This is a genomic window from Verrucomicrobiota bacterium (assembly GCA_034440155.1).
Lineage (GTDB): Bacteria > Verrucomicrobiota > Verrucomicrobiia > JAWXBN01 > JAWXBN01 > JAWXBN01.
The window spans coordinates 1-15593 of sequence record JAWXBN010000025.1 but is presented as its reverse complement, the minus strand read 5'-3'; the positions used below and the strand labels follow the sequence as shown (position 1 = coordinate 15593).

14 protein-coding genes are annotated in these 15593 nt (G+C 51.0%); 4 read left to right on the top strand and 10 right to left on the bottom strand.

All coding sequences use genetic code 11. From position 1 onward, the window contains the following. Nucleotides 1-558, bottom strand: a 558-nt coding sequence (locus SGI98_02620; protein ID MDZ4742298.1) for a DUF4388 domain-containing protein, incomplete at its 3' end; no start/stop codon positions are given. A gap of 136 nt (nucleotides 559-694) precedes the next feature. On the opposite strand from SGI98_02620, the gene SGI98_02615 reads away from it, so the two are divergent. Next, complete coding sequence (locus tag SGI98_02615) at nucleotides 695-1450, top strand: DUF4388 domain-containing protein (GenBank protein MDZ4742297.1); 756 nt, start codon at nucleotides 695-697, stop codon at nucleotides 1448-1450. Nucleotides 1451-1495: 45 nt separating this feature from the next. Here SGI98_02615 and SGI98_02610 read toward each other — a convergent pair whose 3' ends face one another. Genes SGI98_02610 through SGI98_02585 form a run of 6 tightly spaced genes read right to left on the bottom strand, consistent with a single transcriptional unit; the run spans nucleotide 1496 to nucleotide 9308 of the window. After that, on the bottom strand, nucleotides 1496-3004 hold the full coding sequence (locus SGI98_02610) for an excinuclease ABC subunit UvrC (protein ID MDZ4742296.1): 1509 nt from the start codon (nucleotides 3002-3004) through the stop codon (nucleotides 1496-1498). Next, complete coding sequence (gene murJ, locus SGI98_02605) at nucleotides 2982-4595, bottom strand: murein biosynthesis integral membrane protein MurJ (GenBank protein ID MDZ4742295.1); 1614 nt, start codon at nucleotides 4593-4595, stop codon at nucleotides 2982-2984. Before murJ ends, SGI98_02610 begins: the two co-directional genes overlap by 23 nt. Then, on the bottom strand, nucleotides 4592-5347 hold the full coding sequence (locus SGI98_02600) for a glycosyltransferase family 2 protein (GenBank protein MDZ4742294.1): 756 nt from the start codon (nucleotides 5345-5347) through the stop codon (nucleotides 4592-4594). The genes murJ and SGI98_02600 overlap by 4 nt, the downstream gene beginning before the upstream one ends. Further along, nucleotides 5344-7266, bottom strand: coding sequence for a lipopolysaccharide heptosyltransferase II (waaF, locus tag SGI98_02595; GenBank protein ID MDZ4742293.1), 1923 nt, complete (start codon nucleotides 7264-7266; stop codon nucleotides 5344-5346). The genes SGI98_02600 and waaF overlap by 4 nt, the downstream gene beginning before the upstream one ends. After that, a complete protein-coding gene (locus SGI98_02590; protein MDZ4742292.1) occupies nucleotides 7263-8366 on the bottom strand; it encodes a glycosyltransferase family 4 protein in 1104 nt (367 codons plus the stop codon). Before SGI98_02590 ends, waaF begins: the two co-directional genes overlap by 4 nt. 30 nt (nucleotides 8367-8396) lie before the next feature. Continuing rightward, the gene (locus SGI98_02585) at nucleotides 8397-9308 is read right to left on the bottom strand and encodes a ParB/RepB/Spo0J family partition protein (GenBank protein ID MDZ4742291.1); all 912 of its coding nucleotides are present in this window, start codon (nucleotides 9306-9308) and stop codon (nucleotides 8397-8399) included. A gap of 70 nt (nucleotides 9309-9378) precedes the next feature. On the opposite strand from SGI98_02585, the gene SGI98_02580 reads away from it, so the two are divergent. Next, the gene (locus SGI98_02580; protein ID MDZ4742290.1) at nucleotides 9379-10347 is read left to right on the top strand and encodes an L-threonylcarbamoyladenylate synthase; all 969 of its coding nucleotides are present in this window, start codon (nucleotides 9379-9381) and stop codon (nucleotides 10345-10347) included. 88 nt (nucleotides 10348-10435) lie between these two features. Here SGI98_02580 and argA read toward each other — a convergent pair whose 3' ends face one another. The 3 genes from argA to SGI98_02565 all read right to left on the bottom strand — a co-directional run bounded on the left by argA (nucleotide 10436) and on the right by SGI98_02565 (nucleotide 13980). Beyond that, nucleotides 10436-11719 (bottom strand): amino-acid N-acetyltransferase, encoded by a 1284-nt coding sequence (gene argA / locus SGI98_02575; GenBank protein MDZ4742289.1) that lies wholly within the window; start codon nucleotides 11717-11719, stop codon nucleotides 10436-10438. A 63-nt stretch (nucleotides 11720-11782) separates the two neighbouring features. Further along, the gene (locus tag SGI98_02570) at nucleotides 11783-13048 is read right to left on the bottom strand and encodes a hypothetical protein (protein MDZ4742288.1); all 1266 of its coding nucleotides are present in this window, start codon (nucleotides 13046-13048) and stop codon (nucleotides 11783-11785) included. After that, a complete protein-coding gene (locus tag SGI98_02565; protein ID MDZ4742287.1) occupies nucleotides 13045-13980 on the bottom strand; it encodes a zinc ribbon domain-containing protein in 936 nt (311 codons plus the stop codon). The genes SGI98_02570 and SGI98_02565 overlap by 4 nt, the downstream gene beginning before the upstream one ends. A gap of 145 nt (nucleotides 13981-14125) precedes the next feature. On the opposite strand from SGI98_02565, the gene SGI98_02560 reads away from it, so the two are divergent. Continuing rightward, a complete protein-coding gene (locus tag SGI98_02560) occupies nucleotides 14126-15007 on the top strand; it encodes a farnesyl diphosphate synthase (protein ID MDZ4742286.1) in 882 nt (293 codons plus the stop codon). 212 nt (nucleotides 15008-15219) lie between these two features. Then, on the top strand, nucleotides 15220-15375 hold the full coding sequence (locus SGI98_02555) for a DUF3309 domain-containing protein (GenBank protein MDZ4742285.1): 156 nt from the start codon (nucleotides 15220-15222) through the stop codon (nucleotides 15373-15375). Nucleotides 15376-15593: the final 218 nt, after the last annotated feature.

Below are 15593 nucleotides of genomic sequence, written 5' to 3'. Positions count from 1 at the left end.
GGGTGGTGTCGGAGGGAGATGGACTTTGACGATGTCGATCACATTAGCTTGGCGAAAGCGGGCAAAGGATTGCTGGACGAAATCCAGTGTTTTACCGGAGTCGAGCGCAATTTGCTCGATGCTCCGCAGGCCATTGGCCAAGAGCAATAAGGTTAACTCATCTTGGGAAGCGTCCAGCTGGCCGATATTTTCGGATGGACGGTAGATCACGATTTCATTGGGCATGGGGGCGAAGGAACGGATCAAGTTGATTTGATTCACGCGCCCGATGATTGTCTCGATGATTTTGATCGTGGGAATACCGAGAAGGTTTTGAGTGTCTGACCTTGCCCCTTGCTCGAAAGTAAAATCAGCATTTGTGTAGGCACAGAGTTCACTAATCGCATCGAGGGAATTGAATGAGGGTGTTTTTGCATCGGCGATTTGGCCATTTGTCAAAAAGACCGATCCGATCTTGTATCCTTGCGAAATAATAATGAGTTCGCCATTTTGGGAGGCGGCCGTGAGCAATCTCAAGACTTCCCCAAGTGATATCTGTGCAAAACTACCTGAAAACATAAGTCAATAGCCGTTAAATTATTAGTTAATTTGATTTTTTTATTTGCGATTTAAAAAAGATAGAGCAAATTGCGTGCCGAGAAGGGTTTCGGCACGTGACTTGCTTAATAAAAATGAAAATAAAACAGGTTTATAAATGTTAATTGGACTAGCCATACAACCAAAATCAACCGCGGAATGGATTCAATTGGCCCTGAGTTCTATCGAAGGGGCAGAGATTATTGAAGTCCCCGGCAGTTTCGCCTTTGACCGGAAGATGGACCTTCTCATCTTTGATGATGAAAAGCCGGGGATTGGGTTCCAGGTCTTTCATCAGGCCCTGATCAAAAAACAAGGGGACGTGGACAAGATCGTATTGGGTTCCCCGCAGTCTTCTCTCTTGATGTCGATTGATTGGAGCCCGGATGATTCCATATTTCTATCGAAGCCCTACCAATATGAGATGGTGCGACAGGCGGTGAACCTAAAGTTCCACAAGGTGACTACGGAGAAAATAGTGAAGGCCGGGAATCCTCCCGCCAGTGAGGAAGTAGCCATTGTAGAGGAGCCAAAAAAATTCAAGCTAGGCTACCTTTCGACCCTTCATTTGGCCGATCTGATCCAGATGCTTTGCATGAGTAATTGGAGCGGGAAAATCGAGATTATTAATTTGGCGACGGATGAGATCGGCTGGGCCTTTATTAATGTAGGTGTACTGATTCATGCAAAAACAGCCAAAAAAAGCGGGGAAACAGCCTGTTATGAGATGCTCCACTGGGGGCGTTGCTCCTACGATTTTAGTGAGGAAGTCAGCCATGTCATCCAGACCATCCAGAGTCCTTACCAGAGCATTTTGCTCGAGGGGGCCAAAGCTCTTGACGAGTTAAATGAACAGAAAAATTTCGGAACATAAATCTTTAGCTAGATCGCCATTTTTTACTTTTAGACAAAGCGGAGTTTAGCCGAGGGGGAGTGCATCACTCCCGATTTTCGCCTCGACTACAGGGGAGCCTTTGCGGAACCAATCATAGATTTCCTGAGCGAGTTTTTTGCCGATGCCATCGACTTCGGCGATTTGAGTGGGGGTGGAGTCCCTGATTTTTTGGATACTGCCAAATTCACGAAGCAAATTGACTTTCCGCGTCTGGCTGATACCCGGGATATCATCAAGGAGACTTTCAGCGATCCGTTTTTTTAGGAGGAGCTGGTGGTAACCATTAGCCACTCGGTGGGCCTCATCACGGATGCGTTGGAGCATTTTTAAAGCACCACTATTTTCGGGTAAACGCAGGGGAAGAGATTCCCCGGGACGGTGGATTTCCTCAAATTCCTTTGCTAGACCGATGACTGGGATCCCATCGAGTCCGAGGGAGGTGAGCTCCTGCACCGCCATGCCGAGCTGGCCTTTGCCACCATCGACGATAATGAGGTCTGGCCTGCGGATTTTCTGTGTGAGCACACGGGAGTAACGTCGGCGGATCACCTCGGCCATGCTGGCAAAGTCATTTTGGCCATCGACCCCACTGATCCGGTACCGGCGGTAATCGTCACGGCTGGGTTTACCATCCTGGAAACAAACCATGGAAGCGACGATATGAGTGTCCGAAATATTTGAAATATCGAAACACTCCATGATCTTCGGCGGAAGAGCAAGTCCGAGGGCCTCTCCTAAGGCGCCCAGGTCGCGTGCAGGATCAATCGTGATATTGAGGAAATTACGTTCAAATTTCCGGGTGTGTTGTGCCGTCTTTTTTAAGTCTTCGATCGCATTACGTAATTCCGTGGCTTTTTCAAAATCGAGTCTGGCCGCTGCGGCTTCCATCGAGTCCTTGAGTTCAATCAGGATTTCTTCATTATTCCCTTCGAGAGCTTCACAGGCCTGGATCATGCTCTGTTTATAATCCTCTCGGGAGATAACCCCCACACACGGGGCGCTACAGATTTTTATCGCGTGGTTGAGACAGTGTTTATACTCCATTTCTCCGGGTTCATACGCCCGGCAGGAACGGAGACGGAAACGTTTTTTAATGATTTCCATGGTCGTCCTCAGGGCACCCGAATGGGCGAAGGGTCCGAAATAACGGGCCCCGTCATTTTTTTTGATCCGTGTGAGGATCAATCGAGGGATGGGATCGTCGAGGTTGACTTTGACCATGAGGAATTTTTTATCGTCCCGGAAGCTGATATTATATTTCGGGCGGTATTCCTTGATGAGTTTGCCTTCCAGGAGGAGAGCCTCGGGTTCGGAGCGGACGACATGGTGCTCCATGTCCCAGATGCTGTCGAGGAGGGCTTTGAGTTTGACATCCCAGCCGTGGCGGCGGGAGGGATGGAAATATTGGCTGACACGTTTATGCAGGTCACGGGCCTTACCGACATAGATCACCCGGTTGAGGCGGTCTTTATAGACATAGACCCCGGGTTTATGGGGGAGCTCGGAGACTTTACGCCGGAGTCTGTCCGCCACCGCTTTTTCCGCGGTTACGACGTCTGAGGATGAGTTGGGTGAATTCTCCGAGTTCATGGACTTTGAGTAACTTACAAGCAATCAGGTAAACAATCAAACTCACAGCACCACTGGTGCAAAGGTCGCCAAAACGTAAAATCCAAGTATGGATCCCCAGATGGACATGCCAGAGATGATGAATGCCGCCGCCGGCCACGGACATTAAAAGTGTGGCGGTGATGATTTTAGCCCCCGAGATAAAAATCGGTTTTTTATCCCAGCCGTGTACTTGTTTGGATAATAAGATGATGAGTAGAATGGAATTGATAATGACCACACAGGCGGTGACGAGTGCTAGGCCGGCTTCGCCGAGGCCGAGTTTGATCGTGATGATATAATTCAAAACAAGATTCACCATGATGGCACCGAGACTGACGAGGGATGGCTTGACCGATGAACCCATGGCATAAAAGGCTGGGGTCAGGATTTTAATGGCCGAATAGGCGACTAACCCGATGGAGTAAGCCTGGAGCACCCGTGTCACATCCGATGTGTCGGCGGCATTAAATTTCCCGCCGATTTGATAAATGGTCCCGATGATCGCATCCCCGAGATAGATGAGTCCGGCTGTAGCAGGGATACATAGGAAAAGAACCAGTTTTAGGGAATGATTCAGAATATCTTTGAACTCCAGGTCATTTTTATCCGCAGCCGCCCGGGAAAGGCCCGGGAGCATGGCTGTACCGATGGCGACACCAAAGACGCCGATGGGCAGCTGGAGGAAACGGAAAGCATAATACAAACGACTGGCAGCGGATTCACTGATGAAATTCGCAAAAATGGTATTCACGAGCACATTTACCTGTACCGCTGCCGTCGCGATCACGGCGGGCCCCATGAGGAGACAGATCTGGCGCAGCCCAGGGTCTTTCCAGTCGAGGATAAAACGGTAACGGTATCCGAGTTTCCAGAGGGTGGGTGCTTGGACTAACCACTGGAGTAATCCCCCGATCATGACACCCAGTGACATTCCGATAACCGCCCGGGGTCCCCATGTCGGGTCCATGAGCCAAGCCAGGCTGAATCCCCCTACGATCGATCCCAGATTAAAAAAGGATGAGGCAGAGGCCGGGACAGCAAATTTATTTTTAGCATTCAAGATACCCATCCAGACGGCGGCGAATGAAACTAGGAGGATAAAGGGGAACATGATCTGGAGGAGTACCGTCATGAGTTCTTTATTCTCGGGGGAGAATCCCGAGGCGATTAACTGGACAATTTGCGGTGAAAAAATAATCCCCAGAATAACAATCAGTCCCAGGATGATCGCCAAGGCATTTAGCACCAAGCTGGCGAGGCGAAATGCTTCCTTATCACCCTTCTGATGGGCGACCTTTGAAAATGTCGTGACAAAGGCGGTGGAAAGGGCGCCTTCGGCAAAAAGGTCACGGAGGAGGTTGGGAATGCGGAAGGCATTGATAAAAACCGAGGCCAAGGCACCGGCCCCGAAAAAATAGGCGAATAAGGTTTCTCTCAAGAGCCCCAAGACCCGGCTGATCATCACAAAGATACCGATGATACTCGCTGATTTCGCTGTCTGGTGTTTACTCATGGATGCCGTGTTTTTTCTTGGAGGAGTTTGTATTTCAAGAAGACTTCATGTGCGTTGGCCAGTGCGATTTGCGCCCCGAGCTTTCCGTCGCGGAATCCGCCTTTGATGATGTAGCCCCGTAGGAAACGGCTCAATGAATGCAAGTGTGGGGCGAGGGGTGAGCTGGATTTTCCTTGGCGGGCTTTTTCTCCGGCCCAGAGGTGTGCATATTTGTCGATGCGCTCGAGTTGGTCAGCATAATCCTTATAAGTGTAGTGATAAAGGTCGCCGGGCAATTTGCACTTTTGGCCGGGGACAGTGACGCTCTCGTGGACTTTGACCTCGGTGAAATGGCTGTGCTCCCGGTGGAAGATGCGTACGACCCAGTCAGGATACCAGTCCCCGTGACGGATCCATTTCCCCTCGTAAAAGACGCAACGGCATATTTCCCATGCATCGGTGGGGTTTTGATCCTCCCGCTTTTTCCATTGGGTAATTTGCCCAGCGAGAGCGGGGGAGATTTCCTCGTCAGCATCGATTGAGAATACCCAGGGGTGAGAGGCTTTCTGGGCGGCGGAATTCTTCTGCGCCCCGTACCCTTTCCATTCCTCGACAAAAACACTGGCCCCGTACTCCCGCGCAATTTGCACCGTGCGGTCGGTGCTATCTGTGTCTAGGACGATGATTTCGTCGGCCAAAGGTGCGACGCTGGTTAGGCAACGCGGAAGGTTCGCCTCTTCGTTTTTTGTGATCAGGCAGAAAGATAGCTTCATGCCACCTCCGGACTCACCATTCCGAGAACCGCTTGGGCGACCTCTTCGGGAGAGATGGCATTCATACAACGGAAATCAATGGGACATTCACGGAGGAAACAGGGGGAGCACTCTACTTGATGGTGGATGATTTTATTTTTCGGACCGATGGGGCCTGTTAATACCGGGTCAGTGGAACCGAAAATGGCGATGGTGGGAATACCTAAGGCACTGGAGAGGTGCATGACCCCGGAATCATTACTGAGGGTGGCGGTGGCTTTCTGAAGGATCGCCCCCAGTTCGGAGAGGGTGGTCAGGCCTGAGAGGTTACTGGCGGCGACATTGGCACTCTTGATGATTTTATCATTCCGTTCACAGTCACTTTCCAGTCCGACAAAAATAAAATACACTTTTTCTTTAAGGGCAATCAGGCGACAGGCCTCGGCAAATTTGGCCGCCGGCCAGCGTTTGGCCGATCCATACTCGGCCCCGCTTGCGACAATGATGATTTTTTGCATGGGTAACTCGAAACGGGTGATGTCAGCCTCGAAACGAAGCTGGGGCAGGGGGATGAGATTGCGGTCGGCACCAATCTCCCGGGCGATGCCGATATAGTCGAGCATCTGATGTTCATCATTCTTGTGGCGACGGGATTCTGGAATCGTTTGGTTCAAGAGCAATTTGCGCCATTTGCCACGGTAACCCACCCGGCGGGGGATTTCGGCAAAAAAAGCGGGGAGTGCGGAGGAGGTGGAGTTCGGCAGGGTGATCGAGACATCGAAATGCTCGGTTTCGAGTTTATGGGCGATGCGGTTTGAGGATTCCCCCTTTTTGATAGTGATGATACTGTCGGCATCTTTAAAGCCGTGCCAGAGATCGGAGAGATTCTCCCGGGTGAGGATGGTCACATGGGTGTCGGGGCGGCCATGTTTGATTAAGGAGACTGCGGGCATGGCCATGATCGCGTCACCGAGCCAATTTGGGACCCGGATGAGGATACGGAAGGGTTTAAGTGGGAAATCTGGGGGGATGAAGTAGCCGCGTTTATAATGATGAAGTAGGAAATTTGGTTTGGGTGTTTTCCAGCGGTTATGCACCCAGAAATAGTCTTCGGGGCTTAAAGAAATATTTTTTTCGAGGTGTTGGTTTATCCGGAATGTGATCTCATTAGGGTCCAAGACTTCCCCGTTGACTTCTGACTCGAGGGGGTCATGGGCTTCGATGATCCATTGTCCCACAGACTTTTGCCTGCAGCTGATCGGGATAATAATAGACCCTGTTTTTTTAGCGAAAAGACCGGCGAGATTTGTAGAGGAGGCGAGGCGTCCGAAAAAGGGAATCCAGACGCCGACATCGCCGGTATGCTGATCGGCTAGGAAGTTAAGGACTTCATTATTCCGGAGTTTTTTGAGGCCGCGCTCCCAGGCATATTTTTTTTCGATCATGTCGATCCCCCCGTTGGTGCGTATATCAACGAGGACTTTATCGATGAGGGGGTTCTTGAGTTTCTGATATATGCCTGAAAATTTCAGGGTGGGCATGAATTTATGGACACGCGCGTAGATCTCCCAGTTACCCATGTGTGAGGTGACCAGGATGACTCCTTTGCCTTTTTTGTGTGCATCCAGGAGGATTTCCTTCCCCCGGGGTTCCATTCGAGAGATGATTTTGTCCGTGGGGATCTGGGCGAGTTTGATATAGGAGAGGAAATTACTGCCTAGACGCATGAAGGATTCACGAGCGACGGTCCTGATTTTTTTCTCGTCCCACTGGTCCCCATAAGCCACGCGGAGGTTAAACTGGGCGATTTTCCTGTGAGCCCCATCGATATAATAAAAAAGAAACCCCATCCATCGGCCGAGCCGCAGGAGGAATCCCACTGGCAGCAGGGTGCAATAAAAGTAAACCAAGCTGAAAATGGCGAAAGAAATATATTTCATCGTCGGAGCCGGGCCGTGACCTGGATAAGCTTCATGGTTTCATTGATATTACGGGTAATAGTAAAGTCAGTGATTTTTTCTGCTGCAGCGGCTTTGAACCGAGCGAGTTTTTCACGGCTCATCAGGGACTCGATAGCGGCGGCGATTTCTTTCGGGTCACGCGAACGCTTGAGCTTGATACCGGTTTCGGTAGTCAGGATCTCGGCGAATCCATTGACGATGGTGGTAATCACGGGTAGGCCGGCGGCCATCGCCTCCAAGCATGCGTTTGAGAATGGTTCGTATAGGGTCGGGAGCAGGAAAATATCGGCGGCAGCGTAATAATCCTCGGGTTTGTCTGTCGGACTACAATAGATGAGGCGGTTTTTAGCTAATGGAATTTTGCTCACGGAAGCGGGGATACGGTGGGTGTCTTTGCCTAGGATCATGAGCTTGGCATTCGACGGGAGGCGTGAGAGGGCTTTGACTGAGGGGATAAAACCTTTTCGTTTACAGCCCGAGCCGACGATGAGGACCAGGAAATCCTCGTCTGTGAGATTGTACTTACGGCGGATATCATCCCTCTTTCCTGAAGAGAACTTTTTAATATCGACCCCGTTATAAATCACATGGATACGGTCGGGGGGATAGGAGTATATCTCGACGAGTTCTTTGGCGATCCGGTAGGAGTTCGTCGTGATTGCGCGGGTGTGGCCGGGGCTGAAAAGCTCTTTTTCGATTTTTAAAAGCTGGTGATTCTTGGGGTTGAGCATGTCGGTGATTTTGTACCATTTGCCCAAATGCTCGGCGCGGGCATTTAACCAGGCTCGGTGGACCCCGTCACCTGCGCGGTAAACATCACAACGATAGACCCGCTCTAGACTAAAGATGAAATCAAAGGAGCGTGTCTCCATGAGCTTCTGGACCTCATCGGCGAATTGGATCGGGGTGATGCAGGTGGGGAGGGTGCGGATCACGATTCTCTCATCAAAGACGGGCCAGTCCTCACAGATAATGGTGACCTTGATCCCGCGGTCGGCCAGGCCTAGGGCGAGTCTTTGGGTATAATTCTCCGCCCCCCCGGAAAGGGTGAAGCGGCGGCGGATCAATGCGATTTCCATAGTGGGGGGGGGGATAATGTTAATGAAAAATTAAAGGGTAATCCCGAGGGACTCAAGCACCCGGTTCAGGTCGTCATTACCATAATACTCGATCATGATGGAGCCTTTGTCCTTTCCATGTTTGATCTGGACTTTGGTGCCGAGTTTCTGGCGGAAGGAACGTTCGATTTGTTCGATTAAATTTGTCATGGTCGTGTCGAGCTCGAGTTCGGAATGTTTCCCATGATCTTTATTGCGGGCGACGGATCTTTTTAATTCCGAGACGAGGATCTCTGTCTGGCGGACGCTCAGACCGCTTTTAATAATCTTCTCGGCGGCATCGAGCTGGATTTGGGCATCGTCGAGGCCCATCAGGACTTTGGCATGGCCGACACTGAGATGGCCGGTGGCGACGTGTTGACGGACCTCGGATTGGAGGGAGAGCAGGCGTAAGGAATTCGTAATGGTCGCCCGGTTTTTGCCGACACGCCCGGCGACATCTTCTTGGCGGAGATTAAAAATGTCGATGAGCGTCTGGTAGGCTTCGGCTTCCTCGATGGCGTTAAGGTTCTCCCGCTGGATATTCTCGATCAAGGCCAGTTCGGCGATTTGTGAGTCAGAGGCTTCCCGGATAATGGCTCGGACAGTTTTCGCCCCGATTGACTGGCTGGCCCGCAGGCGGCGTTCACCCGAGATCAGTTCGTAGCCTGTATCACTCTTGCGGACGACGACGGGCTGGATAATGCCGTGGGTTTTGATGGATGAGGCAAGTTCATTTATCTCTTCTTCTTTAAAAACGCGCCGGGGCTGGAACCGGTTCTTATGAATCTTATCGATCTCGAGTTCATATACTTTTTCGCCGGGGACGGGTTCGACCTCGACCGGGGGTGCGGGAATGATAGGTGTTTTAGCGAGTGCGGGAATGAGTGCGCTCAATCCTTTACCGAGTGATGGTTTAGCCATAAGCCCGGCATAATATTGGTTTTAACTTTACAAGTCAACGTGCCTGTCTCTGAGTATGGAAGAAATCTCTATGAGTCGAATTCCATCCCTGGACAGGCAAATTGCGCAAGCTGTGGACCTTTTAAAGGCCGGCCAAGTCGTTGGTATGCCCACAGAAACAGTTTATGGCCTCGCCGGTGACGCATCGAATCCAGCGGCATTATCCCGCATTTTTTCCGTTAAAAACCGTCCCACATTTGATCCCTTGATCATTCATGCCTCTTCATTTGAAGGTGCCCGAGGTGTTGTCAAAGATTTTTCCCCGGTGGCGGAAAAGTTAGCAATGATTTTCTGGCCCGGGCCATTAACCTTGGTTTTACCCAAAGCAGACTGGGTCCCTGACCTCGCGACGGCGGGACTATCCACGGTGGGCATCCGGGTACCGGCACACCCTTTGGCCTTGGATTTATTAGAGGCTTTTGGCGGGTATCTGGCGGCGCCGAGTGCAAATAAATTTGGTAAACTCAGCCCGACAACGGCGGATGCGGTCAGGGAAGGTCTCGGCCCGGATGTCCCACTGGTACTCGACGGGGGCGCTTGTGAAAAGGGTCTGGAATCGACGATTATCGGTTTTGACGGGGAGAAACCGGTTTGTTTACGACTGGGAGCATTAACCCTTGAGCAAATTGCACAGGTCCTCGGTGAGGAAATCCCGGCCCCCGGGCAATTTGATCCGCGCTTGGCCCCGGGAAATTTACCCGCACACTATGCCCCGGCGACAAAAGTCAGGATATTTGAGGCGGGCGAATCCCCCGTGATTCCTTCCGGAGCAAAAATCGCGGTGGTGACTTTCAGCCGGAAGCTGGGGATGGCGGGTGTGGAGGAGTTTGTCCTATCGGAAAAGTCAGATTTGACCGAGGCGGCGGCAAATTTTTTCCAGACATTACGCTGTGCCGATCATCTCGAGGTGGATACGATTTATGCCGAGCGCTTTCCCCAGACTGGTCTGGGCCTTGCCCTCAATGACAGGTTACAGAAGGCGGCTAATAGTTTCCTTTGAATGATATAACCTAGCGAGATGGGCGATGGTCCGGGATAAGGTGGAGCGACTGGATATTTTTAAGGGTCCCATAAACTGGGTGAGGGCGTCATCCCACGAGGGATCTGACCAGGATTTTGGAGTTCCGCTTGCTCTTGAGATACTTTTCTTTCCGGCCTGGAGGCAGGTCATCGGCAGTGGCTTCGACATAACCGGCCTTTTGTTGGAAAAACATGAAGGCCTGGGAGGAAAGGGCGAAAAGTTTCTTTAATCCTTTATCCTTCGCGGTGGTTTCCACAAATTGCATGAGCTTACGCCCGATTCCCTGATTCTCATGGCTGTGTTTTACATAGAGACAGGCCATTTCACCGGCTTGTTGTTCAGGAAAAAGATGGAGGGCGACGCAGCCCACGAGGTTTTTATCGATTTCAAAAACGTAATAATCGGGGAGTTGGGAAACGATTTCAGAGCGTGTCCGTTTGATGAGCTCTTCGCTCTGGACGGAGTTCTTGATCATCGAAAGCAAATTGCTCACGTCTTTCTTTTGGGCTTTGCGGATGGCTTGGTATTCATTCGCGTAAATCATGGTGCCGACACCGACATTAGAGAAGATTTCCCCGAGCAGGCATTCATCCTGTTTGCCGTTGATGATGTGGGCCCGGGCGACACCATTTTCGCAAGCCCGGATACAGTGCCGCAGTTTCGAGTCGAGGACATTAGATAGTGTGGAGGAGTTCTCTTTAAGGTATTGCTCCGCCTCGATGACACCAAGCTGGCTGAAGATCGTGCCGTGGTTCGGTAACCCGTCAACGGTGGTCAGGTAAATGAGTTTATTGGCCTTTAAAGCCTCGGCGATGGACAAGGCGACCCCGTCGGAATTCACCCGGTAAGTTTTACCGTCACCGTCGAAGCCCAGCGGTGGGACTATCGGGATCACCCCGCTATTAAGAAGGGCAAAGAGGAACTCTGTATCGACCTTTTCGACTTTACCGGTGAGCTGGTGGTCGATGCCCCCGACGATGCCATAGGGGTGGGCGATGACGCAATTTGCGTAGGCGGTCCGCAAATCACTGGAGGTGAGCCCCTCCATGATCTCGTGGGTCAGGCGGTTAGCCGCCAGAAGCGAGAGCTTCAGGGTAGTCTCGTCGGTAATCCCCGTGCCATCATCATTTGAGTAAGGCTGGTTTTGGTCCCCGGAAAGCTGGCGGATCTGGTGGCTGGCCCCATGGACGATGACGATCTTGATATTCAGGCTGCGCAGGACGGCTATGTCGAGGACCAGATTGACAAAGTTCTCGTGCTCGATGATTTCTCCATCGATTGCTAATACAAATATCTTTTCCCGGAAACTCGGGACGTAATTTAAAATACCTCTAAGATCGGAAATTTTCATATTCTTCTGGGACTGGAGCGTAACAAATTTCTTTTCTCTGGCAATAGAGTAGTTTGGGAATACTTATTCATCGGCGGATTTTAAGATTTTTAATCCCGGCAGGGGGATGAATTCCTTTTGTTTTTGCTGGTCATCGAGATTTTCGTAGATTCTAAAGATTTTTTCAAATTCCCGGCGGTCGGGTTCTGTTTTTGTGACGATATACCAATTAAGGTGATCGATCCGCTTTTGATTCTGTGCGAGGATATTCTTGCGGAATTTACGCAGGGATTCCAGCTCCAGAGTCATCGGGCTGGCCGGGTCTTGGAGGAGGGATTGGAAAAGCCTTTGGTAGCGGAGGATGACCGGTTGGTATTCAGGGGGGCTCTCACTATACAGGTTAGCCAGGGCGGCGACTTTTTCCCGGAGCTGGACGACGATTTCTGGGGTGGTGCGGAATTGGATAAAGGTATCCGCCAGATTCACCGCGCCCTCCGCCGGTAGGTTAAAAACCAGGACGTCGGATAACTTTTTTTCCGTGGCCACGACATTTTTGGGTTCGGTAATGAGGTTTTCACAATAATGGGTGACCTGGAGCATCCACCATTTTTGAAGTTCGGAATTTGACTGGAAATCCATCACCTTAGTTAAAGCTGAGAGGGGGTCGCGGCCTGCGGAGTCTTCGACGGCCATAAGCATGATATTGGCAGCCCCTTTGTTTGAAAGGTAGATGGACCGGAAAACAAGCCATTGGAATGCGGTCCAGACCTCGGTGTTTAATCCGATTTTGCCGGGGGAGTCCGCATTGAGGATCCGGTCCATGGGCGGGATCTGCCTATTCTCATAAATCGAGCGGATAATATTAATGTAATAGGTGGTGGGTGTCGGGCTTTGATAATGACAATAACCCAGCCATATCCACTCCGGCACAGTGCGCAAACTCTCTCCCGCTCGGAGCTTGGTGTCGCGGTTTGCGTATGCGCTGAATGCAATTTGTGCGAGGTACTTGTCAAGGGTGGCCCTGTCGAAGAGTCCCGGGGAAATGAGGGTGATCTTGAAACAAAGTTTATTCCCCGCCATAAAGGGGCTTAGAGTGATTTTCTCATTGAGCCCCTCGCGTATCTCCACCCTGAGAAGGTGGGGGGAATCCCCCGAAACGCGCATTGTCTGGCTGAATTTACGGAAGAAACTCTCGATATATCCCATCATGAATATATTTGTCTGGCGATTCTCGCTGACAACAACAAAACGGTTGTCTGCACTGGTCGTAGTGATGGGTTCTGCCCCCTCAAGGAGGGAGGGGATGATAGAGACAAAAACTAGGCAGTGGATGAGGAGAAAATGCCTCACGGTTGTGGCGCTGCAGGTTTGTCTTCCGGAGTGGGTGATGCCTCTGCGGGTACAGGGGGTGCCGCAAAGGGGTCGATATCCGGGATATTTTTCTGGACACAAGTGATGATTATTTCCTGATCCCTGATCTCCAAGCTGTCACACTCGTTGAGGCGAGCTTTATTTTTGATAAAGACCGCCTGGATCGGATCAAGGGGCTTCGCAAGCCTCTCAATGATCATTTGATGGATAGGCAGACTATTAATGGCACCGCTGATATATTGGCTATACAAATTCCCCTGTTCCATCGAGGTATTTATTTTGTATTGGAAATAGACCGGCTGGTCAAAAATCTTATACCGCATGATCAGATTCATGATCCCATCGGCCTCGAACTGGATATAGGCCCCGATAAAACGGCCGTCAATCGGTCCGAATTTAACAGGTTTTTCAGGCAGGTTCCGGGAGAGCCATGCATTCACATCCTTTTCATTCCATTTGGCTGTCACGGCCATCCGGTTTAAAAGGGCATCCTCGAGATCGAGCTTTGTAATATTCGCACGGTCGAAGCTCTCTTCAAAGGCCACTTGCTCCTCGATCTCCCATTTGCCGTAATTCGAATAGGCTTTCCACTTAGGAATATCCTCCGGGGCATCATACATCAGGTAGCCCCCGTAACCGATCGTCCCGATAATCCCTATCAGGATGACTAAGATGACGAGCTTGACGAATGCGGAAAAGAGGTTACTGACTGTCTGTGCCGCGGCGCGCGGGCGGTCTTTTTTCTGTGAGGCTTTGATTTTCTTTTGAATGGTGGTTTTTGTCAGGGCGTCTCCCTTATTACCCACAAGGCCACTCAAATTTCCGGCATCAAGCTTTTGATTGCATTCATTACAATAAATGCGGCCCGGTTCATTTTCTTCACCACAGGATTTGCAAATAATGACAGCCATAATATTTTTGTTCTCGAAAGAAAAAAGTAGACTATTTATAGGCAAAAAGCCACCTATAATTATTGGAATTCCAGTAAAAGGAATTTACCCCTCCTGATATTTCAGGCTTGCGGTTAGCGGCGTTCGTTTATATGACATGGGAATCATGGATTTGAAAAATTATATCATAGGCAATTGTAAAAAGGTCGATCAAGCTCTGGACAAGCTCCTCCCGAAAGCCACGACAAAACCCACCACCATCCATAAGGCGATGCGTTATTCGATTTTTGCGGGTGGTAAAAGGCTCCGACCCGTTTTGGCTATCGCCGCTGCGGAAGCCTGTGGGGGCACGGCCTCCGAGGTCATGCCGCTCGCCTGTGCTGTGGAGTGTATCCACACCTATTCCCTGATCCATGACGATCTACCCTCCATGGATAATGATGATTATCGTCGCGGACGCCTGACGAATCACAAGGTCTTTGGTGAAGGGGTAGGGGTTCTCGCCGGGGATGCCCTCCTGACGATCGCCTTTGAAATGTCGGCAAAGGCTAACGCCTGGCCCCGCTACAATCATCAAGCGATCATTCTCGAGCTGGCAAATTGCGCGGGTTCCCTTTTTCTCGTGGGTGGCCAAGTCGCTGACCTCGAGGGTGAGGGTAAAAAACTCTCCCATAAAGATCTCGTGTATATCCATGAACGCAAGACATCAGCCCTTTTGACGACAAGCATCCGTTTTGGTGCTTTCTCGGCGAATGCCACACCGGCCCAGCTCAAGAACCTCACGACTTTCGGTTATAACCTCGGCCTGGCCTTCCAAGTCATCGACGATATCCTTGATTGTACAAAGACCTCTGAGCAACTCGGCAAAACCGCAGGAAAAGATGCCGCCGTCGGAAAAGCGACCTATCCTTCCGTCCTTGGTATGAAAAAAGCCGAGGCTGAAGCCACCCGCCTGACCAAACACGCCATGGACGCCATCAAAGCCTTCGGCAAAAAAGGCGCCCGCCTCGCCGAACTCGCCGATTACCTCCTCAAACGCGAAAATTAAAATTCTTCTCCCCGTGCCGCGCGAGCGGCCCACTTGCCAACCTTCCGATCTGCCCGTCAACTGGAGGGACCCGAGCTTCCGCTCGTCCGGATCGGACCCGCTTGCCGTGTTTCCAGTTTTCTTCCGCTCGTCCGGATCGACAACCACCTGAATCTTTTTGGTAAGGTGAAGACCTCATAGTAAGTGCTGCTAACCAAAGATATGTTACTTGTATGAACATAATCATTTTACTTCTCGTATTACTCCTTGTCTTCGGTGGCGGCGGCTTTTATTTAGGTGGAGCAGCCATGGGAGGTGGACTCCTCGGTATGCTCCTATTGATCGCAGTTATCTCCTATTTCATGGATGGTCTTCGTTCAAATCGCTAAGCAATCGATTAACCGCGCAACTCGCTCTGGAGGCACGATCTCTCCCTTGCCAACCTTCCGATTTGCCTCCCGTGCCGGGCCAACGGCCCGCTTGCCAACCTCCCGATCTGCCCGTCAACTGGAGGGACCCGAGCTTCCGCTCGTCCGGATCGAGCCCGCTTGCCGTGTTTCCGATTTTCTTCCGCTCGTCCGGATCGACAACCACCTGAATCTTTCCG